Source organism: Stappia sp. MMSF_3263 (genome assembly GCF_030733745.1).
Lineage (GTDB): Bacteria > Pseudomonadota > Alphaproteobacteria > Rhizobiales > Stappiaceae > Stappia.
Genome location: NZ_JASHIK010000001.1, coordinates 325,576 through 348,044, shown reverse-complemented (window position 1 = coordinate 348,044; position 22,469 = coordinate 325,576). Strand labels below are relative to the sequence as shown.

Annotated in this window: 21 protein-coding genes; 4 read left to right on the top strand and 17 right to left on the bottom strand. The window is 66.6% G+C overall.

Annotation, left to right across the window (positions count from 1 at the left end):
* Positions 1–52: 52 nt before the first annotated feature.
* The 5 genes from RBB46_RS01645 to RBB46_RS01625 all read right to left on the bottom strand — a co-directional run bounded on the left by RBB46_RS01645 (position 53) and on the right by RBB46_RS01625 (position 7,274).
* Complete coding sequence (locus RBB46_RS01645) at positions 53–2,926, bottom strand: EAL domain-containing protein (RefSeq protein ID WP_306027340.1); 2,874 nt, start codon at positions 2,924–2,926, stop codon at positions 53–55.
* 64 nt (positions 2,927–2,990) lie between these two features.
* Positions 2,991–3,677, bottom strand: a complete 687-nt coding sequence (locus tag RBB46_RS01640; RefSeq protein ID WP_306027094.1) for a GNAT family N-acetyltransferase — start codon at positions 3,675–3,677, stop codon at positions 2,991–2,993.
* 18 nt (positions 3,678–3,695) lie between these two features.
* Positions 3,696–4,991, bottom strand: coding sequence for a pitrilysin family protein (locus tag RBB46_RS01635; protein WP_306027093.1), 1,296 nt, complete (start codon positions 4,989–4,991; stop codon positions 3,696–3,698).
* Positions 4,991–6,400 (bottom strand): threonine synthase, encoded by a 1,410-nt coding sequence (thrC, locus tag RBB46_RS01630; protein WP_306027092.1) that lies wholly within the window; start codon positions 6,398–6,400, stop codon positions 4,991–4,993. The genes RBB46_RS01635 and thrC overlap by 1 nt, the downstream gene beginning before the upstream one ends.
* 274 nt (positions 6,401–6,674) lie before the next feature.
* Complete coding sequence (locus tag RBB46_RS01625; protein ID WP_306027091.1) at positions 6,675–7,274, bottom strand: YqgE/AlgH family protein; 600 nt, start codon at positions 7,272–7,274, stop codon at positions 6,675–6,677.
* Positions 7,275–7,566: 292 nt separating this feature from the next.
* On the opposite strand from RBB46_RS01625, the gene RBB46_RS01620 reads away from it, so the two are divergent.
* Positions 7,567–8,448, top strand: coding sequence for a protein-disulfide reductase DsbD domain-containing protein (locus RBB46_RS01620; protein WP_306027090.1), 882 nt, complete (start codon positions 7,567–7,569; stop codon positions 8,446–8,448).
* A gap of 164 nt (positions 8,449–8,612) precedes the next feature.
* Complete coding sequence (locus RBB46_RS01615; RefSeq protein WP_306027089.1) at positions 8,613–9,098, top strand: peroxiredoxin; 486 nt, start codon at positions 8,613–8,615, stop codon at positions 9,096–9,098.
* Positions 9,099–9,171: 73 nt separating this feature from the next.
* On the opposite strand, the gene RBB46_RS01610 is transcribed toward RBB46_RS01615, so the two are convergent.
* The 9 genes from RBB46_RS01610 to coxB all read right to left on the bottom strand — a co-directional run bounded on the left by RBB46_RS01610 (position 9,172) and on the right by coxB (position 16,351).
* Positions 9,172–9,939: an SURF1 family protein gene (locus RBB46_RS01610; RefSeq protein WP_306027088.1), complete on the bottom strand. Its 768-nt coding sequence runs from the start codon at positions 9,937–9,939 to the stop codon at positions 9,172–9,174.
* Positions 9,929–10,360 carry a DUF983 domain-containing protein gene (locus RBB46_RS01605; protein ID WP_306027087.1) on the bottom strand — a complete coding sequence of 144 codons (432 nt, stop codon included), beginning with the start codon at positions 10,358–10,360 and terminating at the stop codon, positions 9,929–9,931. The genes RBB46_RS01610 and RBB46_RS01605 overlap by 11 nt, the downstream gene beginning before the upstream one ends.
* A 58-nt stretch (positions 10,361–10,418) precedes the next feature.
* Complete coding sequence (locus tag RBB46_RS01600) at positions 10,419–10,907, bottom strand: murein L,D-transpeptidase family protein (RefSeq protein ID WP_306027086.1); 489 nt, start codon at positions 10,905–10,907, stop codon at positions 10,419–10,421.
* A gap of 38 nt (positions 10,908–10,945) precedes the next feature.
* Positions 10,946–11,806: a cytochrome c oxidase subunit 3 gene (locus tag RBB46_RS01595; RefSeq protein WP_306027085.1), complete on the bottom strand. Its 861-nt coding sequence runs from the start codon at positions 11,804–11,806 to the stop codon at positions 10,946–10,948.
* A gap of 68 nt (positions 11,807–11,874) precedes the next feature.
* Positions 11,875–12,453 (bottom strand): cytochrome c oxidase assembly protein, encoded by a 579-nt coding sequence (locus RBB46_RS01590; protein WP_306027339.1) that lies wholly within the window; start codon positions 12,451–12,453, stop codon positions 11,875–11,877.
* 103 nt (positions 12,454–12,556) lie between these two features.
* Positions 12,557–12,712: a hypothetical protein gene (locus RBB46_RS01585; RefSeq protein ID WP_306027084.1), complete on the bottom strand. Its 156-nt coding sequence runs from the start codon at positions 12,710–12,712 to the stop codon at positions 12,557–12,559.
* Positions 12,709–13,659, bottom strand: coding sequence for a heme o synthase (locus tag RBB46_RS01580; RefSeq protein ID WP_306027083.1), 951 nt, complete (start codon positions 13,657–13,659; stop codon positions 12,709–12,711). The genes RBB46_RS01585 and RBB46_RS01580 overlap by 4 nt, the downstream gene beginning before the upstream one ends.
* Positions 13,660–13,756: 97 nt before the next feature.
* A complete protein-coding gene (gene ctaD / locus RBB46_RS01575; RefSeq protein WP_306027082.1) occupies positions 13,757–15,355 on the bottom strand; it encodes a cytochrome c oxidase subunit I in 1,599 nt (532 codons plus the stop codon).
* A gap of 108 nt (positions 15,356–15,463) precedes the next feature.
* The gene (gene coxB / locus RBB46_RS01570) at positions 15,464–16,351 is read right to left on the bottom strand and encodes a cytochrome c oxidase subunit II (RefSeq protein ID WP_306027338.1); all 888 of its coding nucleotides are present in this window, start codon (positions 16,349–16,351) and stop codon (positions 15,464–15,466) included.
* Positions 16,352–16,958: 607 nt separating this feature from the next.
* Between coxB and RBB46_RS01565 the strand changes: the two genes are divergently transcribed.
* Both RBB46_RS01565 and tldD read left to right on the top strand, forming a co-directional pair.
* Entirely contained in the window at positions 16,959–17,411 is a 453-nt protein-coding gene (locus tag RBB46_RS01565; RefSeq protein WP_306027337.1) for an invasion associated locus B family protein, read from the top strand.
* 73 nt (positions 17,412–17,484) lie between these two features.
* Positions 17,485–18,909 (top strand): metalloprotease TldD, encoded by a 1,425-nt coding sequence (gene tldD, locus RBB46_RS01560; RefSeq protein WP_306027081.1) that lies wholly within the window; start codon positions 17,485–17,487, stop codon positions 18,907–18,909.
* Between the two features lie 34 nt (positions 18,910–18,943).
* Here tldD and RBB46_RS01555 read toward each other — a convergent pair whose 3' ends face one another.
* From RBB46_RS01555 to purD, 3 genes are all read right to left on the bottom strand, one after another.
* Positions 18,944–20,041 (bottom strand): phosphotransferase family protein, encoded by a 1,098-nt coding sequence (locus RBB46_RS01555; protein ID WP_306027080.1) that lies wholly within the window; start codon positions 20,039–20,041, stop codon positions 18,944–18,946.
* Positions 20,038–20,967, bottom strand: a complete 930-nt coding sequence (locus RBB46_RS01550; RefSeq protein WP_306027079.1) for an alpha/beta fold hydrolase — start codon at positions 20,965–20,967, stop codon at positions 20,038–20,040. Before RBB46_RS01550 ends, RBB46_RS01555 begins: the two co-directional genes overlap by 4 nt.
* Positions 20,968–21,085: 118 nt before the next feature.
* The gene (gene purD / locus RBB46_RS01545) at positions 21,086–22,369 is read right to left on the bottom strand and encodes a phosphoribosylamine--glycine ligase (protein ID WP_306027078.1); all 1,284 of its coding nucleotides are present in this window, start codon (positions 22,367–22,369) and stop codon (positions 21,086–21,088) included.
* Between the last annotated feature and the right edge of the window lie 100 nt (positions 22,370–22,469).

Genomic DNA, 22,469 nt, shown 5'->3' with positions numbered 1-22,469 from the left:
CCTCCGCCAGACAACCGCGTCAGACGGCCAACGGAGTGGAGTTTCCTGCAGGTTATGCCCGCAGGGCGTCCATTTCCGCCTGCAGCAGCCTCGTCGCCTGCACCGCTTCCATCGGTTGGCCGAAAAGGAAGCCCTGCGCGTATTCGCAGCCGAGTTGGTGCAGTTCCAGCGAATCGGACTCCGTCTCCGCCCCTTCCGCCACCACCTGCATGCCCAGGTCATGCCCGAGCGCGACGATGGAACGCAGGATGACCGGCCGCGCGCTGCGCCCGTTCGAACGCACGAAGGACTGGTCGACCTTGATCGTGTCGAAGCGGAAGCGCTGCAGGTAGCTGAGGCTTGAATAGCCGGTGCCGAAATCGTCCAGCGACAGGCCGGCGCCAAGCGCCCTGAGCCGCTCCAGCATGCGGGCGGAATACTCCGGATTGGCCATGACGACCGATTCCGTCAGCTCCAGCTTCAGCGTGCCCGGGGCCAGCGACGAGCGCGACAGCACCGACTTGACGTCGTTGATCAGGTCGTGGCGCAGCAGTTGCAGGGACGAGATATTGACGCTGGCGAAGAGCGGCACCGGCAGACGGAACGATTGCTGCCACTCGGACAGCTGCCGCGCGCCGCGATCGAGCACGAACAGGCCCAGCTCGTTGATCAGGCCGGACTGCTCGGCCACGGGAATGAATTCCACCGGCGAGATCGCGCCCCGGCGCGGATGGTTCCAGCGCGCCAGCACCTCGAAACCGGCGATCGAGCGATCCGCCAGCCGCACGATCGGCTGGTAATAGACCGTGATGCCGTCGCTCTTCAGCGCCTTGCGCAGGTCCGCTTCCAGCTCGATGCGGTTGACGCCGCTGGTCTGCAGGGTCGGGCGGAACACCTCGACCCGGTCGCCGCCCAGGCGCTTGGCGTGGTTCATGGCCATGTCGGCTTCCCGCACCAGGTCCGCAGCGCCCGTGTTGTCGGCTTCGTAGATGGCAATGCCGACTGAAGCGGTCAGGAAAACCTCGCGTTCGCCGAAGGTGATCGGCGAGCGAACTGCCCGGCGTACCGCATCGGCAAAAGCCGCGACGCGGTCCGCCGACTGTTCGGACAGGAGCAGGAGGCCATAGGTGTCGCCGTTCAGCCGGGCCAGGGAATCCTGCGGCTTGAGCTGGCGCGATACACGCCTGGCAATGGTCAGGAGAATGCTGTCGCCGGCGGACAGGCCGATGGAATCGTTGACCTGCTTGAACCTGTCGAGATCGATGATCAGCACCGACGGGCGGCCGAGCCCCTCCGCCCGCGCCCGGGCGATGGCAGCATGCATCCGGTCCATGAACAGTTCGCGGTTCGGCAGGCCGGTCAGGTTGTCATGCACCGCATCGTGCAGGAGCCGTTCCTCGGTCACCTTCTGGTCGGTGATGTCGAGCAGCGTTCCCACGCAGCGGATCACCTCGCCGTCGGAGCCGACGATGGGCCGGGCGCGCAGGCGGAACCAGCGGAAATGGCCGTCGTCGGCGCGCAGGCGGAACGCCTGCGATATGCGGCCCCGGCGCTGGTCGATGACCGCGTCGAGCGTGCCGCGAAACGTGTCGCGGTCCTGCGGGTGGAGGATGTCCAGCCAGTCGCGCGCGGGCCCTTCCAGCAGGCCCTGCTTGAGACCGAGAAGATCCTCCACCTCGTTGCCGGTGGAGATCCGGTCGCGGTCGATGTCCCAGTCCCAGATGATGTCGCCGGAACCGGTGAGCGCGAGGGCGCGGCGCTCTACGTCGGAGATCAATCCTTGCGCGATGGCGCCGCCGGCAAAGGCGTGCTGCATCACCGTGAAGCCAATCAGCAGCACCACCAGGACCAGCCCGCCGGCAAGCGCCGGCTGGACGATGTCGTTGGCAAGCGAGCCGGTCACGGTCATGCCCGCGCCGATCAGCCAGGACAGCAGCAGCACCCAGGTCGGCACCAGCATGATCGCCCGGTCGTAGCCCTGCCAGGCGAGCGTCGCGATGACGGCAAAGCCGAGCACGCCGATGATGCCGAGCGAAATGCGCGCGATGCCGGCGGCGACCGAGGGGTCCCAGACCGCGACCCCGAGCAGGCCGAGCACCAGGATCAGCGTCGCCAGGGCCAGGTGGCTGTAGCGGATGTGCCAGCGGTTCAGGTTCAGATAGGCATAGAGAAAGATGATCAGGCTCGCCGCCAACGCCACTTCCGCACAGGCCCGGTACAGCTGCTCCTCGCCCGGCGTGATCTGCAGAACCTTGTTCCAGAAACCGAAATCGATGGTCAGATAGGCCAGCACCGACCATGCCAGAACGGCGGTGGCGGGAAACATGATCGTTCCCTTGACCACGAACAGGATGGTCAGGAACAGGGCCAGAAGACCGGAAATACCCAGGATGATGCCGCGGTAGAGCGTGTAGGCGTTGACCGTGTCCTTGTAGACGTCGGGCTCCCACAGCCGCAATTGTGGCAGGCCGGGCGTGCGCATCTCGACCACATAGGTGACGACGGCGCCGGGATCGAGCGTGATCAGGAAGACGTCCGCCTCCTGGCTCGACTGGCGCTCGGGGGCGATGCCCTGGCTCGGCGTGATCGAGGCGATCCGCGAGGCGCCGAGATCCGGCCAGATCAGCTGCGATCCGACAAGCTGGAAAAAGGGCGCCACGATCAGCCGGTCGATCTGTTCATCGCCAGGGTTTGACAGCGCGAAGACGGCCCAGCTCGTGTTGGCATCGTCGCGCGAGTTCACCTCGATGCGCCGGACGATCCCGTCGGCCCCCGGTGCGGTCGAGACCTGTAGGCTCGGCCCCTCGAAGGGATACAGATCGACCGCGCCGGTCAGGTCCATGGCGTCGCTGCGCACCGGCACCTCGACGGCTTCGATGGCGCCCGCCGGAGCAAGCGCGTAAAGCCACGCCGTCAGCGCGAGCACTAGGATGTTGAGAAAACGCAACCGGTTTACCCGCTCAGATTCGGCTTTCACGAGGTGTCGGACACATATCGGCATCCGCCCCATCTCACAAGATTTCTTTCTCGCCGGCCAGCACACCAGCCTGTACCCGCCAGACCGGAGAGTGTCGTGGCTGAATATCGGCGAGGGTATCGCCTGTGGCCACATCGCTGGAAAGCCTGGCGAAAAGAAGATGATCTTGCCACTTGCCGGCGATCCGCAGGTAGTGGCGGGCGTAGCCTTCGCGGGAGAAACCGGCTTTTTCAAGGAGACGCTGCGATGCGGCATTGTGCGGCAGGCACGCCGCCTCGACGCGGTGCAGCGCGAGCTCGCCAAAGGCGAAGGCAAGCAGAACCCGCACCGCCTCGCTCATATAGCCCTTGCCGGCATGGGCGGCCCCCATCCAGTAGCCGAGCGAACAGGCCTGTGCGACGCCACGGCGGATGTTGGACAGTGTCGCCCCGCCCACCAGCGCCCCGTCCTCCTCGCGAAACAGGAAAAACGGATAGGCGCGGCCGTCGCGGATCTCGCGGGCATAACGGCGCAGGCGACGGCGATAGGCGGAGCGCGTCAATTCGTCCTCGGCCCATTGCGGCTCCCAGGGCTGCAGGAAGGCGCGGCTTTCCTCGCGCAGCGCCGCCCAGTCGACAAAGTCATGCTGCTGCGGGGCCCGCAGGTGCACGGCGCTCGCCCCCTCGCCGCCGCGCAGGACCCTGGCCGTTTCCGTCGTGGCGAAAGCCCTGAGCAACGACATCGCCACCTCCTTGCGCGATCAGGCGCCGACCGCGCGCGCGGGCTGGGTGCCGAGCCTGGCGCCGACCGCGTCCGCGTCGAGGGCAAGCGGCAGCTCGCCTCCCTTCGGACCGACGACCGAAAGCGTCGGCGCGCCGGCGAATGTCTCGGCCGCGACCCTTCGCACCGTCGCCAGCGTCACCGCGTCGACGCGCGTCTGGATCTCTTCCGGCGAGAGCACCTCACCGTGGATCATCAGCTGCCGGGCGATCTGGCCGGCACGCGCCGCCGGGCTTTCCAGCGACATCATCAGGCCGGCGCGGATCTGCGCCTTGGCGCGGTCGATGTCGGGCTGGGTGATATCCTGCGCGGCCCGGCCGATCTCGTCGACCAGAACCGGAAAGAGTTCCGCAATGTCCTCCTCGCCGGTCGCGGCGTGAATGCCGAACAGGCCGGTGTCCTGAAACGCCCAGTGAAACGCATAGATCGCGTAGCAAAGGCCACGCCGCTCGCGGATTTCCTGGAAGAGCCGCGACGACATGCCCCCACCCATCACCGAGGCAAGCACCTGGATCGAATAGTAGTCCGGCGCACGGTAGGGCTTGCCCTCGAAGCCCAGCACCAACTGGACCTCCATCAGGTCTCGTTCGATCGTGGCGCTGCCACCGACATAGCTGGACGGATGCGGGATCGCCGCCGATTTTCCCGACAGTCCGCCGAGATGGTTCCGCGCCAGCTCGACGACGGCGTCGTGGTCGACGGCACCGGCCGCCGAAAGCACCATGTTCTCGGCCCGGTAATGTTCGGCCAGATAGGCCCGCAGGTCGTCCGGAGTGAACGACATCACCGTCTCGCGCGTTCCAAGGATCGGCCGTCCGATCGGCTGCCGCGGCCATGCCGTTTCCTGGAACTGGTCGAAGACCTTGTCGTCCGGCGTGTCGTGGGCGGCGCCGATCTCCTGCAGGATGACGTGTTTCTCGCGCACCAGCTCGGCCGGGTCGAAGCTCGAGTTCTGCAGGATGTCGGCGATCAGCTCCACCGCCAGCGGCACATCCTCGGCCAGCACCCGGGCGTAGTAGTTGGTGTGCTCGACGCTGGTCGAGGCGTTGAGCTCGCCGCCGACCGCCTCGATCTCCTCGGCGATCTGCTGGGCGCTGCGGGTCGCGGTGCCCTTGAACGCCATATGCTCGAGCAGATGACTGATGCCGTTCTGTTCCGGTGTCTCGGAACGCGAGCCGGCGCTGATCCACACGCCGAGCGCGGCGGTCCGCAAATGCGGCATGGTGTCCGTCACCACGGTCAGTCCGTTTTCAAGCCTCGTCACCCTTACCTGCATCAGGACACCTCCAGGCCAACGGCGCGCGCTTGACGCAGGACGTGGTCTTCAACGGACTGACGGTCGCCGGCCACACGCTCGAAGCGCTCGGGCGCCGTCATCATGGATTGCAGTTCAGGCGGCAGGGCGGGGCGCGCCCCGCAGGCAGCCTCGACCGCATCGGGAAACTTCGCCGGATGGGCGGTCGCCAGCACCACCATCGGCGTGCTGCTGTCCCCCTGCCGGGCCGCCACCTCGACACCGATCGCCGTATGTGGATCGAGCAGGTAGCCGGTTTCCTCCAGCGTGCGGGCGATGGTTGCGGACGTCGCCGCCTCGTCGCAGCGCCCGGCATCGAAGCCGGCCCGGATTGCCTTGAGCGGAGCGGCCGCGAGCTCGAAGCGGCCCGACTGGGCAAGCCGCGCCATCAGCGACCGGATTTCACCGGCGTCGCGGTCATGCACCTCGAACAGGAGCCTCTCGAAATTCGAGGAGATCTGGATGTCCATCGACGGCGAGATGGTCGGCACCACGCCGCGCGTCTCGTAGGCACCGCTTTCCAGTGTGCGCGCCAGGATGTCGTTGGAATTGGTGGCGATCACCAGCCGCTCGATCGGCAGGCCCATGCGGGCGGCCACATGGCCGGCGAAGATATCGCCGAAATTGCCGGTCGGCACCGTGAAGGAGACCGGGCGGTGCGGCGCCCCGAGCGCTGCTCCGGCAACGAAATAATAGACCACCTGGGCAACGATCCGGGCCCAGTTGATGGAATTCACCCCGGCCAGTTGCACCCGGTCGCGAAAGGCCGCGTGGGTGAACATGCCCTTCACGATCGCCTGGCAATCGTCAAAGGTGCCGGCGAGTGCCAGCGCATGGACGTTGGTTTCCGCCGGGGTGGTCATCTGCCGGCGCTGCACGTCGGAGACGCGCCCGTCCGGGAAGAGGATGAAGACATCGGTGCGCTCGCGACCCCGGAACGCGTCGATGGCCGCCCCGCCCGTGTCGCCGGAGGTGGCGCCGACGATGGTGGCCCGCTGGCCGCGCTGTTCAAGCACATGATCCATCAGCCGCCCGAGCAGCTGCATGGCGACGTCCTTGAAGGCAAGCGTGGGGCCGTGAAACAGTTCCAGCACGAAACGGCCGGGCGCGATCTGGACAAGAGGCGTGACCGCCGGATGGCGAAACCCGGCATAGGCCTCGCCGATCATCCGCGAGAGGTCGTCGGCCGCGATGTCGTCGCCGACGAAAGGCTCGATCACCGCCTGCGCGACCTCGGCATAGGGCCGGCCGGCAAAACCCGCGATCGTCTCGGGCGAAAGCTGCGGCCAGGTCTGCGGGACATAGAGCCCGCCATCGGCGGCAAGGCCGGTCAGAAGCACGTCGGCAAAACCGAGGACCGGCGCCTCGCCCCTTGTACTCACATATTTCACGACGGCGACATCCTCCAGGGGTCGTTGGCCGGATGGCCGGCCTTGATCTTCTTCTGTCCGGCTTCGGCCGGCCCCGGCAAGGGCGAACTGCCAGAACGAGTGAACCGGAGACAGATGCGCGGGTCGCCCGGTGCGGAAAGACCGCCCGTGGCGGCGCTGTCCCGCAGTCCAGAACCACCTGCTGCATCCATGCGCACCCTAGCCCCGCGCTCAGGCACGGGCAAGACGCGATGCTAAGCCACCAGACGGCGTGGCAACAGGCGCGGAACGGACCTCACGCGTGGCCGGCCTCGCTCGACAGCATTCCCGGATTGATCCCGATCTTGGCGAAGGCACGGTCCCACCTGCTGTCGAGCGGCGCATCGAAAATGATCGCCGCGTCGGCCGGTCCCGTGATCCACCCGTTTTCCTGAATTTCCGTCTCGAGCTGCCCCGCTCCCCAACCGGCATAGCCAAGGGCCAGCATCGCCTGGTTCGGACCGCGCCCTTCCGCGATGGCCCGCAGGATGTCGAGCGTCGCGGTGAGGCAGATGCCGTCCTGGATCGGCATGGTCGAATTGGCGATGACGAAGTCGCCGGAATGCAGGACGAAGCCCCGTCCGGTCTCGACCGGCCCGCCGCGATGCACCTGCATCCGGTTCGCAGGGTCGGGCAGGCGGATGTCGCTCTCCTCGGCGATGATGTCGAGCTGGCGCAACAGGTCGGGAAAGGTGAGGCTCGGCGCCCGCTGGTTGAGCACGATGCCCATGGCCCCTTCCGCGGAATGGGCGCAAAGATAGATCACCGAATGGGCAAAGCGCTCGTCCGCCATCTGCGGCATGGCAATGAGAAGCTGGCCGGCCAGCGAAACATCGAACGCGTCATCATCCTGCATGCCAGTCGTCTCCATGAAACGTCCCGAAAACGAAACGTGTCGATGCCGCCCCCCGGCTCTCCGCCCCTCCCAATCGCTCCCCGCACGGTCGCATCGGCTTGCGGCAACGCGTGAATTCGTTCAGCCAGTCTACGACGGCGGCGACCTCATGTTAACTGCTGCCGGTGTTTCGATCACGCAGTTGTGCCGCGCCGGCTGTGGACCGGCGCGTTTCTTTGCGTCATCACTGGCAACCGCCGATCAACCCGACGAGGATCACATGGTGCTGCATTCAAGGTCCAGGCGCGCGCCGTTGGCGTCCGCCCGGCGCCCTGCCCTGCCTGCCGTTCTCATCGCCTTTCTCCTCTGCCCGACCGTTGCCCCGGCGGCCGAGACGGAATGGCAGACTGTCGCGGGAGCGCATGTGCGGGTGATCGCGTCCGGCTCGCAGGACACCTCCCCGGTCGGCGATGCGGCCATCCAGATACGCCTGGATCCGGGCTGGCACACCTATTGGCGCTTCCCCGGCGAGGCCGGCATCCCGACGACGGCGGATTTTGCCGGCTCGACCGGGATCGACGGCGCGCGCCTGCGCTTTCCCCCGCCGCAAACCTATTCCGATCCCTATTCGACCTCGATCGTCTACCGGGACGAGGTCGTGCTGCCGATCGACCTGGAGGCCGGAAAGACAGACGGGAGCGCAACCCTGCGGGTACATCTCGTTTTCGGGGTCTGCCGCGAGATCTGCGTGCCGGGCGAGGCCCGGTTCGAGCTTCCGCTGAATGCGACCGGGTCGGATTTCGCGGCGCGCATGGCGATTTCCTCGGCACGGCTGACCCTGCCCCGACCCCAGGGAGAGGCGCCGCCGCGCATCGCCTCGATCGGCCTGTCAGCCAACGAACGGGCTGCCGGAACCACCGACGGAACCACCAACGGAACCGGCGGCAAGCTCGCGATCTCCGTCGAGCTGCCGGCCGGGGCCGGCGATCTCGCCCTTTACGCAGAGGGGGCGACGGGCTCCTATAACGGTGTACCCAAGCTCGTCTCCCGAAAGGGCGACGTTGCCGTCTTCTCGCTGCCGATGCAGGGCCTGCAGAAGGCACAGGACGGCAGCCAACCGCTTTCGCTCGTGCTCGTCGTCGACGGCAATGCGGTCGAGCACCAGGTCGATCTCGCCGACCTGCCGCCTGGCTAGGCTCGGCTGGCACCGGCGACGGCAAGTCCGCCTTTCGCAAGATTGCCGCTCGACGCGCGCCGCATGAGACCCTATGTCAGTCGCGCGGGCTTTCGTGTCCGCGCACCTTGCGGTTCTCGCAATATCCTGATTTCAAAAGACCCATATCCGGGAGACCTTCCACGATGACCATCCAGGTGGGCGACAAGCTGCCCGACACCAAGTTCAAGACGATGACCGCAGACGGCCCGGCGGAACGCTCCAGCGCCGACCTGTTCGGCGGACGGACGGTGGTTCTCTTCGCCGTTCCCGGTGCCTTCACGCCGACCTGCCACAACAATCACCTGCCCGGCTTCGTCGAGCACGCCGACACGATCCTCGGCAAGGGTGTCGACGAGATCGCCGTCGTCTCCGTCAACGACGTCTTCGTCATGGATGCCTGGGCCAAGGCCAGCGGCGCGGGTGGCAAGGTCACGTTTCTCGCCGACGGCAGCGCCGAGTTCACCAAGGCGATCGGCATGGAGCTCGACGCCTCCGGCTTCGGCATGGGAATCCGATCGAAGCGCTACGCGATGATCGTGAAGGACGGCAAGGTCGCGGCGCTGAATGTCGAGGACATGCCCGGCAAGGCCGAGGTCTCCGGCGCGGCGGCGATCCTGTCGGCGCTCTGAAGCCAGCCGGCTGACAGCTTGCGAATGCGGCCGCCCGGCAACGGCGCGGCCGCTTCCGCATCCAGGGTCTGGATCAGCTTCGGCCCTTGCGTCTTTCGCCGCGCGCAAAGACGATGAACACAGCGATCAGCGCCGCCCCGAGCCCGTACCAGGTCACCACGTATTGCAGGTGGTTGTTGGTGAAGGTCATGATCGTCTCGCCCGCCTGCGGCAATCCTCCGGGCGGCGTGTGGCGAGCGACGAGGTCGATGGTGAACGGGGCGACCGCGACACCCGTGACGCCGAGCGAGGCCGCCATCTCCGGAGCCTCGCGGACGAACCAGATGTTTTTCGCCCTGTCCGGCTCGACGGTGAGCATGTTGCCGCGCTCGTCACGGCGCCACAGGCCCGTCAACGTGACCTCACCTTGCGGCACGGCGCTTTGCGGACGGCTTTCCGGCTGTCGCATGGGCTCGGGCACGAAACCCCGATTGACCATGACGACGCCCTCGCCTTCAATCTCGAACGGCGCATAGACGAAGTATCCCGGTCCCGCGTGCAGGCCATTCGGCTTGCCGAGCGAGAGATAGTAATAGGCCTCGGCGGGCAGGAAACGACCCGTCACCGTCACCGGCCGGTAGTCCCATTCCGCCTCCCGCATCAGCGGCCATTCACCGGCCGGCGGCAGGTCGACCGGCGCCAGGCCCGGACGCTGCTCGACACGCTCGATCAGTTCCAGCTTCCATTTCAGCCGCTCCACCTGCCAGGTACCGAGCGCCATCAGGATGGCAAAGGCGATAGCCGTCGCGATCGCCGGCCAGAGCAGCCTGCGCCCCCCGCCTTGTGCCGTTTCACTCTTCAACACGTCCCTCCCGGGCGCTGTGGCGGTACTGCTGGGCGATCATCAGCCCTTTCAGGGGGCGGAGCATGCCGAGACCGAGGATCACCGTGAGCGGCAGCCAGAGCAGCATATGAAGCCAGATCGGCGGGCGAAAAGTCATTTCGACGGCCAGCACGAGGCCAACGACGATGAAGCCGACGATCATGATGATGAACACGGCAGGACCGTCGCCGCTGTCGGCGAAATCGAATGAAAGACCGCAGTTGGAGCAGGCCGGACGCGTCGCCAGGAACCCCTTGAAGAGCCGTCCCTGGCCGCAGCGCGGACAGCGGCCGGCAAGACCCGTGCGCATGGCGTCCTGCGGCGGATAGTGGGCCCGGTCGGCATGCGGCCGGTCACTGCCGGAACCGGTGTGACTGGTGGTATCGGCGGGATCGGTCATCGGCAAGCGCTCCCGGCGCCAGGTTCACGCTCCGGCCCGATGCCGGAGCAGCGGAGCTTCAGGGAAGGATGTCGATCGGCGTGCCGTTCGGCACCAGCCGCCAGATCTCCTCGATCTCTTTATTGGTGACGGCGATGCAGCCATCCGTCCAGTCGACATATTGATGCAGGGTGCCGAGCCAGCCAAATCCGTTGCGCATGCCATGGATCATGATCATGCCCCCGGGATCCTCCCCGCGCGCGGCGGCCTCGGCGCGGTCCCGCTCATCCGGGTAGGAAACATGCAGCGACAGATGGTAGGCGCTGTCCGGATTCCGCCAGTCGACGACATAGCGCCCCTCCGGCGTGCGGCTGTCGCCCTCCCGGCGCTTGTCTCCCTGCGGGTCGCCGCCAAGCGCCACCGTGTAGCGCCGAAGTTCCGCGCCGTCCTGGTCGAGCAACAGCAGCAGGCGGGCGGCTTTCCGGACCTCGACGCGCCCGGCCCGGGACGCTTCGCCCTCAACGAAACTGTCCGCGGCGGTTGCGACCGCCGCGGACAGGAAGAGCATAAGGGTTGCCGCGAACCGGCACCATGTTGCCGTGCGGATCAATGCGCGGGACCGGCCGCCCAGATGTAGATCGACACGAACAGGAACAGCCAGACCACGTCGACGAAGTGCCAGTACCAGGCCGCCGCCTCGAAGCCGAAATGCTTCTGCGGGGTGAACTGGCCGATGGAGGCGCGGATCAGGCAGATCAGCAGGAAGATCGTGCCGACGATGACATGGAAGCCGTGGAAACCGGTCGCCATGAAGAAGGTCGCGCCGTAGATCGAGCCGGAGAAGCCGAAGGCCGCATGGCTGTACTCGTAGGCCTGGACGAAGGAGAACAGCACGCCGAGCAGGACGGTCAGCGTCAGGCCCCACTTCAGGCCTTCGCGGTCGTCATGCAGCAGAGCGTGATGCGCCCAGGTCACCGTCGTGCCGGAGGTCAGCAGGATCAGCGTGTTGAGCAGAGGCAGGTGCCAGGGATCGAAGGTCTCGATGCCGGCCGGCGGCCAGACACCGCCGGTCGCCTCGACGCGGGCGAACTGGGCGGCGTCATTGGGGAACAGCGAGGCGTCGAAGAAGGCCCAGAACCAGGCGGCGAAGAACATCACTTCCGAGGCGATGAACAGCAGCATTCCGTAACGCAGGTGCAGCTGCACGACCGGAGTGTGGTCGCCCGCGATGGATTCGCGGATGGTGTCGCGCCACCAGCCGAACATCACGTAAAGGACGACCAGCGTGCCGACGGCGAAGATGCCCCAGCCGGCGAGGTCGACGCCGAACAGGAGGAACTCGCCGCCTTGCGTGTAGCGGAACAGGCCGACGGCGCCGAGCGCCATGATGAAGGCGCCGATGCCGCCGAGGAACGGCCACGGGCTCGGATCGACAAGATGGTAGTCGTGGTTCTTGGCGTGCGCCATGGGTACTCTCCCCCGGTTCTCTCTCATGCCGCCCGCGGGCGGAAGTCAGGCATCTAGAAATCAGGCGTCTACATGCGGTCGTTGGCGTCCGGCGTGGCGGGTGCGGCCGCGACCGGCGTTTCGGATCCCTTCACAGGGAAGAAGGTGTAGGAGAGTGTTATCTCCTTGATGTGCTTCAGTTGCTCGTCCTCGTCCATGGCCGGATCGACGAAGAACACCACCGGCATCTCGACGGATTCGCCCGCCTTCAACGGCTGCTCGGTGAAACAGAAACACTCGATCTTGTTGAAGTAGGACCCCGCCTCGAAGGGCGTGACGTTGAACACCGACGTTCCGATGGTACCGTCGCCGCCGCGGTTTGTCGCGACATAGGCAACCTGCGTGCTCTCGCCCATGCGCAGGGTGACCGTGCGCTGCTGCGGCCTGAAGTCCCAGGGCAGATCGGAATTGACGTTCCCGTCGAAACGCACGGTGATCTTGCGGTCGATGATCGTGCCGGTCGGCGCATCGGCGCGCTGCGTCGTGCCGCCGTAGCCCGTCACCTGGCAAAACAGCTCGTAAAGCGGCACAGCCGCATAGGCGGCGCCGATCATCAGCATCACGCCGCCGAGCACGGACACCGCCACGCGGCGATTGGAACGCGACAGCCGCGCAGCGCCTGCTGCGCTCCTCCCATTTCGGGAGTCGGCATCACGGTCTTCGGCATTCTGAGGTTCGGTCTCACGCGTCATGCGATGTCCCTGCCTTTCCTCAAAGCGACCGGTCGAACACGCCGGGTCCCATCTTGACCAGCGTGATCACGTAAAAGAGCAGCACCAGTCCGGCCAGCGCCAGGCCGATGGCGACCGACCGGCCGCGCTGGCGGCGCTTCTGTTCCTCGGTTGGGCGAATTCCGTCGTCGCTCACAGCCAGCCTCCCGCGACAAGGCGGCCGAAGAGGCTGTCACCGAGGAGGAGCGCAAAGACCAGGAAGAGGTAGACCAGCGAGAAGGTGAAGAGACGTACGGCCGCCTTGCGCGCCGGCTCCCCCTCCCGCACCGTGTAGACACGCAGTGCGTACCAGACGAATGCAGCGCCCAGAACAGCGGCGGCAACGCCGTAGCCGGCGGAGGCGAAGCCGAGCAGCGCCGGCGCGACGCCGATCGGGGCAAGCAGCACGGAGTAGACGAGGATCTGGGTGCGCGTTGCATCCTCGCCGGCGACGACCGGCAGCATCGGGATGCGGGCGGCCTCGTAGTCGCCGCGCTTGAACAGGGCCAACGCCCAGAAATGCGGCGGCGTCCACATGAAGATGATCAGGAACAGGACGGTGCTTTCCAACGTCACCGTCCCGGTGACCGCGGCCCAGCCGATCATCGGGGGAAAGGCGCCGGCGGCTCCGCCGATGACGATGTTCTGCGGCGTCGAGCGCTTCAGCCACATCGTGTAGACGACCGCGTAGAAGAAGATCGTGAAGGCGAGCAGCCCGGCCGCCAGCCAGTTGACGGCGAGCCCCAGCACGACGACGGAAAAGGCCGAGAGCGTCAGGCCGAAGGCGAGCGCCTCCTCGCGGGTCACCTTGCCGGCCGGGATGGGTCGCTTCACCGTGCGCGACATGACCGCGTCGATATCCGCGTCGTACCACATGTTGAGGGCGCCGGACGCGCCCGCGCCAACCGCGATGCACAGGATCGCGACCGCGCCCAGGACCGGATGGATCGAGCCGGGCGCGATCAGCAGGCCGACCAGTGCGGTGAAGATCACCAGCGACATGACGCGCGGCTTGAGCAGCGCCAGGTAATCGCCGACATCGCCCTGCCCGCCGAAGGCGGTGGCGTCGTCAAGGCTGCGGTCCTGGATATCTGCGAGCGACATTTCTGGTCCTTGCGGCGACCCGCTTGGGGTCCGATCGGTTCAAATTCCGTGACGCCACGCCAGAGAACCGGCGTGGCGTCCTGTTCGGGCCGCGCGCCTACTTGATGCGCGGCAGGGTCTCGAACTGGTGGTAGGGCGGCGGCGAGGACAGGGTCCACTCCAGCGTCGTTGCACCCTCGCCCCACGGATTGTCGGCAGCCTGGCGCTTCTTGGCGAAGGCCTCGACAATGCCCGCCAGGAACACCAGCACGGCGAAGGCCGAGATGTAGGAGCCCCAGGACGAAACCGAGTTCCAGCCGGCCAGCGCGTCCGGATAGTCGACATAGCGACGCGGCATGCCGGCCATCCCGAGGAAGTGCTGCGGGAAGAAGATCAGGTTCACGCCGATGAAGGTGATCCAGAAATGGGCCTTGCCGATCGTCTCGTTGTACATGTAGCCGAACATTTTCGGGAACCAGTAGTACCAGGCACCGAAGATGCCGAACACCGCACCCAGCGACAGCACGTAGTGGAAATGCGCGACCACGTAGTAGGTGTCGTGCATCGACCGGTCGAGGCCGGCATTGGCGAGCTGCACGCCCGTCACGCCGCCGACGGTGAACAGGAAGATGAACCCGACCGCCCACAGCATCGGCGTGCGGAAGGAGATCGATCCCTGCCACATGGTGGCGATCCAGGAGAAGATCTTCACGCCCGTCGGCACCGCGATCACCATCGTTGCGGCGACGAAATAGGCCTGCGTGTCGACGTCGAGGCCGACGGTGTACATGTGGTGGGCCCAGACGATGAAGCCGACCACGCCGATCGCGACCATGGCATAGGCCATGCCCAGATAGCCGAAGATCGGCTTGCGGGCGAAGGTCGAGATGATGTGGCTGACGATGCCGAAGGCGGGCAGGATCAGGATGTACACTTCCGGGTGACCGAAGAACCAGAACAGGTGCTGGAACAGGATCGGGTCACCGCCGCCGGCCGGATCGAAGAACGTCGTGCCGAAGTTGCGGTCGGTCAACAGCATGGTGATGCCGCCGGCGAGAACCGGGAGCGACAGGACCAGCAGGAACGCCGTCACCAGCACGGACCAGGCAAAGAGCGGCATCTTGTGCAGCGTCATGCCCGGAGCGCGCATGTTGAAGATCGTGGTGATGAAGTTGATCGCGCCCAGGATCGACGAGGCGCCGGCCACGTGAAGCGACAGGATCGCCAGATCCATCGCCGGACCGGGCTGGCCGGACGTCGACAGCGGCGGGTAGATCGTCCAGCCGCCGCCGACGCCGTTGGCGCCCGGAGGGCCCTCGACGAAGAGCGAGAGCAGCAGCAGCAGGAAGGCCGGCGGCAGCAGCCAGAAGGAGATGTTGTTCATGCGCGGGAACGCCATGTCCGGCGCGCCGATCATGATCGGCACGAAGAAGTTGGCGAAGCCGCCGATCAGCGCCGGCATCACCATGAAGAAGATCATGATCAGGCCGTGCGAGGTCGTGAACACGTTGAACGTGTGCGGATCGGAGAAATACTGCATGCCCGGCTCGTGAAGCTCCAGGCGGATGCCGACGCTGAGCGCGCCGCCGATGATGCCGGCGATGATCGCGAAGATCAGGTAGAGAACGCCGATATCCTTGTGGTTGGTCGAATAGACCCAGCGCGTCCATCCGGTAGGATGGTCATGGTCGCCTTGCGCGTGCGCAGCATAGGCCATCTTCCAGCTCCCTCGTTTGAGATTTTCGAACGGGTCCGGGATCGCGGCCATCGGCCCTCTCCCGCCCGGGTCGCGCGGGCATCACCGCCCGCGCCTTCCTTGATTTCGTCAGCGGGCGGCGACGTCGAGCGCGCCGGGTGCCGCATCGGCGGTGCTCGCCGGCTTGCCGAGCGCCGCCATCAACTGGTCGTTGGCCGCATCGACATCGGTCTTCGCCGCTTCCGCCCAGGCGTCATAGAGTTCCTGCTCGACCACCCGGATGGCGATCGGCATGAAGGCATGATCCTTGCCGCACAGCTCCGAGCACTGGCCGTAATAGATGCCGGTCTTCTCGGCCCGGAACCAGGTCTCGTTGAGACGGCCGGGAACGGCGTCCATCTTCAGGCCGAAGGCCGGCATGGCGAAGGAGTGCAGCACGTCGGCGGCGGTGACCTGGACGCGGACTGTCTTGTTGACCGGGACGACCATCTCGTAGTCGACGGCGAGCAGGCGGGGATATTCCTCGGCCGGACGGCCGTAACGGTCGGCCTTCTCGGCGCGGCCTTCGTTGTCGAGCATGTAGGAGGACAGCGAAACGCCCTCCATGCCTTCGTCCGTGTAGTCGTAGGTCCATGCCCACTGAAGGCCGGTCGCCTTGACCGTCATGTCGTATTCAGGAAGTTCGATCTGCTTGTAGAGCAGACGGAAGGAGGGGATCGAGATCGCCACCAGGACGAGGATCGGCACCAGCGTCCACACCACCTCGATGACGGTGTTGTGGGAGGTGCGCGACGGGGTCGGGTTGGCCTTCGAATTGAAGCGGAAGATGCACCACAGGAGCAGGCCGAGGACGAACAGCGTGATCACGGTGATGATCACCAGCGTGAAGTCGCTGAACCAGGTGATGTCTTCCATGACTTCCGTCACAGCCGGCTGAAAGCCCATCTGCCACGGTTCCGGCTGCGCGGCCGATGCCGCGCCTGCAAAGCCCAGCGGGGCCAGTGCCGCCGCCGCGATCGTCGTCAGACGCTTGACCAGTCCTGTCACGTCCGTGCTCCCTTCCTGACCCCCGGAGATCCATGCCGGAGGTCTATTACCCAATTCTTGCGGCGCTGTCGCCGTGCCCGTCTCGCGAAAGCCGTCTCGCGCTGCCAGCCGTTTTCTAGCTTATCGCATGACGACATGACAGAAAGGGGCGTCAAAACGCCGCAAGACCGCTTGATCGACGTCAAAGTCGGGATGAAAAACCATAAGCCGCCACGTAGCGCAATGCACGAGTTGCGGCAATGCCCAAATTCCGGCCCAATCCTGCCATCCCCTCCCGCATGTTCCCGAAAAGGTGGTTCGGCGTCTTCGCCATGCGGGAAAGCGGGCCGTTGCGGTACCTTTCGCCTTGAAATCGGCTTTTCAAGGGTCGACAAAGCTCTGCATGCGCGACGAACCGCGAATCAGGCGACAGTCGCCCGGCTGACGCGGCGAAGTTCCGGCGCCGCGCCACCCGACCGCGGCGGTACTGTCGCCGATCGACCGATTGCCGCGAACCAACGGAGTTCTGACCGTGCCAGTTTTCACCAAGCCGATGAGTTTCCGCATCGCGGCCGTGCTTGCCGTCCTTGCCCAGATCATGGCGGCGCCTTTGGCGCATGCGCAAGGCGCGGTCCGCTCGGTCCATGGCGACTGGCAGATGCGGTGCGACACGCCGGCCGGCGCCCAGGAAGAGCAATGCGCGCTCATCCAGAACGTCACCGCGGACGACCGCGAGAATGTCGGCCTTTCGGTGATCGTGCTGAAGACGGCCGACAAGAACTCGCGTTTGCTCAGGGTTCTAGCACCGCTCGGCGTGCTGTTGCCGATGGGGCTTGGCCTGAGGGTCGACAACGCGGATGTCGGGCGGGCAGGCTTCGTGCGCTGCCTGCCGAACGGATGCATCGTCGAGGTGGTGATGCAGGACGATCTGGTGAACAAGATGCAGACCGGACAGGCTGCCACCTTCGTCATCTTCCAGACGCCCGAGGAAGGCATCGGCATTCCGATCTCGCTGAACGGCTTCTCCGAGGGATTCGCCGCCCTGCCCTGATGCGGGCGCTCCTGCGCAATGAACCCGGCCGCGATGTCGCGGCGATCGCGACTGTCCCGAAGGAAGCGAATCGATGACCGACACGGCAACCGATCTTCTTTCCGGCGCGGGCCTCTCCGAGGACCGGGCGCGCGCCATTGTCGGCGCGGCGCTTGCCGGTGCCGATGACGGCGAGCTCTTCCTCGAGTACCGGCAATCGGAAAGCCTCGTCTTCGACAATGGCCGCCTGAAGGGCGCCAATTACGACACGACGCAAGGGTTCGGCCTGCGTGCCGTCGCCGGCGAGGCCGCCGGTTACGCCCATTCCGGCGAGATCTCGGAAGCGGCCTTGAAGCGCGCCGCCGATGCGGTCTCCGCCGTCACTTCCGGGCATTCGGGAACCTATGCCGCCGCACCCCAGCGCACCAATGCGCGGCTTTACGGCGATGCCAATCCGCTGCAAACCCCCGCCTTCGCCGACAAGGTCGCGCTGCTGCAGGCGATCGATGCCTATGCAAGGGCCCGCGATCCCAAGGTCCGCCAGGTGAGCGTCTCGCTCGCCACCTCCTGGCAGGTGGTCGACATCCTGCGCGCCGACGGCCACCGGGTCCGCGACATCCGTCCCCTGGTCCGCTTCGGCGTCTCCGTCGTCGCTGGCGAGGGCGCGCGACAGGAAAGCGGCTCGCACGGGTTCGGCGGCCGCGACATGGTCGAGGCCTTCGTCACCGAGGAGAGCTGGAAGGGCGCCGTCGACGAGGCACTGCGGCAGGCGCTGGTCAATCTGGAGGCGGTGCCCGCCCCGGCCGGCAGTTTCGACGTGGTGCTCGGGGCCGGCTGGCCCGGCATCCTGCTGCACGAGGCGGTCGGGCACGGGCTGGAAGGCGATTTCAACCGAAAGAAGACCTCGGCCTTTGCCGGGTTGATGGGGCAGCGCGTCGCCTCCAAGGGCGTCACCATCGTTGACGACGGCACCATCGGCGGTCGGCGCGGCTCGCTGACCATCGACGACGAAGGAACGCCGACCGGCCGCACCGTGCTGATCGAGGACGGCATTCTCACCGGTTACATGCAGGACCGTCAGAACGCCCGGCTGATGGGCACCCGGTCCACCGGCAACGGCCGGCGGCAGTCCTTCGCCCATATCCCGATGCCACGCATGACCAACACGATCATGCTGGCCGGCGACCGCGACCCGGGCGAGATCCTGGAAGGCGTCAAGGACGGCATCTATGCCGTTTCCTTCGGCGGTGGCCAGGTCGACATCACGTCCGGCAAGTTCGTGTTTTCCTGCACGGAGGCTTACCGGGTCGAGAACGGCCGCATCGGCGCACCGGTCAAGGGCGCGATGCTGATCGGCAACGGCCCGGACGCGTTGACCCGGATCAGCGCCATCGGCAACGACATGGCGCTCGATCCCGGTATCGGCACCTGCGGCAAGCAGGGTCAGGGCGTTCCGGTCGGCGTCGGCCAGCCGACACTGAGAATCAACGCGATGACGATCGGCGGCACGGCCGTCTGATCCCGGGCACGGCGGTCTCCGCCACCAGCGCCCCTCACGCCCCCGCGCGAATCGCAAAGCCCCAGGCGGTCTCGGCGAGCGGCCGGACTTGGCGTTCCATCACCGCTGCATTCGCATTGGCGGCGGTGCCGTCGCGCACCCGCCCGGCAATGCCCTGCAGGATCGCGGCGATGCGGAAGAAATTGTAGGCGAAGAAAAAGTCGAGATCCGCGGCAACGGAGAAACCCGTCGCCCGCTCATAGGCGGTGATGTAGCCGGCAAGCTCCGGCAGGCCGAGCGCCTCGATGTCATGCCCTTTCAACGTTCCGATGCCGCCGCCGTCCGGACCTTCCGGCATCACCCATTGCATGCAGTGATAGGTGAAGTCGGCGACCGGATCGCCGAGCGTCGACAGTTCCCAGTCGAGCACGGCGGCAACCTCGGCACGGTCGGGCGCGACGATCAGGTTGTCGAGGCGGAAGTCTCCGTGCACGACCCGGACCGGGCCGGCCTGGGGCAACCGCGTCGGCAGCCAGTCGATCAACCGGTCCATCTCGTCGATCCGCTCGATTTCCGAAGCGCGGTATTGTTTCGACCAACGGGCGATCTGGCGGGCGACATAGCCCTCGCCCTTGCCGAAATCGCCGAGCCCCGCCGCCGCCGGCTCGATCCCGTGCAAATGCGCCAGGGTCGCGTTCATGGCACCGTAGACGGAGGCGCGCGTTGCCCGGTCCTCGCCCGGCATGGACGGGTCCCAGAAGATCCGCCCCTCCACCTTGTCCATCACATAGAAGGACGTGCCGATCACCGCCTCGTCCTCGCACAGGCAATGGACGCGCGGCACGGGAAAGCCCGCTTCGCCAAGCGCCTTCATCACCCGGTACTCCCGGTCGATCGCATGGGCGGAGGGAAGCAGCTTGCCCGGCGGCTTGCGGCGCAGCACATAGGCGGCGCCCGGCGTCTCGAGCAGATAGGTCGGGTTGGACTGGCCGCCCTTGAACTGGCTGGCGCTGAGCGGCCCGGCAAAGCCCGGCACGGTAACCGAGAGGAAGTCGGCCAGCCGCTCCGTATCGATGGCCAGCGCGTCCGGCACCTCCCGTGTTCCGGAAAAGGCCTGCTGCCGGTCGAAGCCCCCGGTTTCGCCGGAACTCACGCCAGCGCTTCCTGCAGAAAGAAGGGAAGCATCGCATCGAGCGTTCCGGCCGGGTTCTCCTCCACCAGGAAATGGCCGGCATCGACGCCGGTGCCGCGCACGTCGTCGGCCCAGCGCGACCACGTGCCGAGCGGGGTCGAGGTTTTTTCGGCAATGCCCCGGTTGCCGTAGAGCACCAGCACCGGAGAGCCGATACGCCGGCCCGCCTCGCGGTCGGCCGTGTCGAGCTCCATGTCGATCGTGGCGCCGGCCCGGTAGTCCTCGCAGGCCGCGTGCTGGCGCGCCTCCTGCAGGAAGGAGGCACGATAGGCGGCAAGTGCCCGCGCATCGAAGGCGGACAGGTCCTTGCTTGCCGTCCAGCTCGCCAGCGTGTGCTCGAGATAGAAATCCGCCGCCCCGGCGATCAGCCGCTCGGGCAGTGGCCGGGGCTGGGCCAGGAACAGCCAGTGGTAGATCGCCATCCCGTAGTGCCAGTCCATGTTCCGCCAGTAGTCATAGGTCGGCAGGATGTCGAGCACGGCAAGCCGCGCGACACGGTCGGGATGGTCAAGCGCCATGCGGTAGGCGACGCGTCCGCCCCGGTCGTGGCCGGCGACGGCGAACCGTTCGTGGCCGAGCCCGGCCATCACCGCGATCATGTCGGCCGCCATCGCCCGCTTGGAATACAGATGATGCCGCACGTCGCCCTCCGGCGCGTCCGATGCGCCATAGCCGCGGAGATCGGCAACAACCACGGTGAAATCACCGGCCAGTTCGCCCGCCATCTTGTGCCACATCGCATGGGTCTGGGGATATCCGTGCAGCAGCAGCAGCGGCGGTCCCGAGCCGCCGATCCGGCAGAAGATGTCGACGCCATCGCCGCGCAGCATCTCGCTGCGGAAGCCGGGAAAGAGATCGTCCGCCTGTCCGCTTGTACCGATGCCCATGATCTGCCTCCCGCGTTGCCCCGGCGGCATGCGCCCGGGCCCGTCCTTCCCGCGAGAATGGCGGCTTTTGCGTTCTGCTTCAAGACGATCGCCGGGAGACGGTCAGCTCCGGCCGGCCTCAGCCACGCGTTTCCTCGCGCGCCACCGCGCGCCAGCCGATATCGCGGCGGCAGAAGCCCTCCGGCCAGTCGATGCGCTCGATCGCGGCATAGGCGCGCGCGCGCGCCTCGGCCACCGTCGCCCCGAGCGCCGTGACGTTGAGCACCCGTCCGCCATTGGCCAGCACGGCACCGTCCTCGGCTCGGGTTCCGGCATGGAAGACCTTCAGCGCCGGATCGCCACCCAGTTCGGCAAGACCGCAGATCTCGCTGCCCTTCTCATAGATTCCCGGATAGCCCTTCGCCGCCAGCACAACGGTCAGCGCCACCTCGTCGCGCCAGCGGGCGCCGACCCTGTCGAGCGTGCCGTCGACACAAGCAAGCATCAACGTGACGATGTCATCCTTGAGACGCATCATCATCACCTGGCATTCGGGATCGCCAAAACGGGCATTGTACTCGATCAGCTGCGGCCCCTTGTCGGTGATCATCAGCCCGGCGTAGAGAACGCCGGCAAAAGGCGTTCCTTCCGCCGCGAGCCTTGCCACGGTCGGCTCGACGATCTCGCGCATGGCGCGCGCCGTCATCTCCTCGGTCATCACCGGCGCGGGAGAGTAGGCCCCCATGCCGCCGGTATTGGGACCGGTGTCGCCCTCGCCGACGCGCTTGTGGTCCTGCGCGGTGGCCAGCATCAGGGCGTTGCGCCCGTCCGACAGAACGAAGAGGCTCGCCTCCTCGCCTTCCAGGAACTCCTCGACCACCACCTCGGCACCGGCCGCGCCGAACTCGCCGTCGAAACACGCGTCGATGGCGGCGAGCGCATCGTCCTCGGTCATCGCCACGACGACACCCTTGCCGGCGGCAAGCCCGTCCGCCTTGACCACGATCGGCGCGCCCTGCTCGCGCACATAGGCGCGGGCCGTTTCGGCATCGGTGAACCGGCCGTAGCCGGCGGTCGGGATGCCGGCCCTGGCACACAGGTCCTTGGTGAACCCCTTCGAGCCCTCCAGAGCGGCGGCCGCCTTCTTCGGCCCGAAGGCCTTGATGCCGGCCCCGGCCAGATCGTCGACGAGACCCGCCACCAACGGCCCTTCCGGCCCGACGACGACAAGGCCGATGTCGTGGTCGCGGCAGAAGGTGATGACGGCGGAGGAATCGCTCGTGTCGAGGGCGACGCAGGTCGCCTCCGCGGCGATGCCGGCATTTCCCGGGGCGGCATAGAGCGTGTCCGTCAGCGGCGAATTGGCGATCGCCCAGGCAAGCGCGTGCTCCCGTCCACCGGATCCGATCAGCAGGATATTCATCTGACGCTCACCCCGTTCCTTCGCATCGCCGCGCCTGCCCCCTGCAACGCGCCGCGTTTCACAGGCCGCGTCGTACAGGCAGGCCCGGCAAGAGACAAGC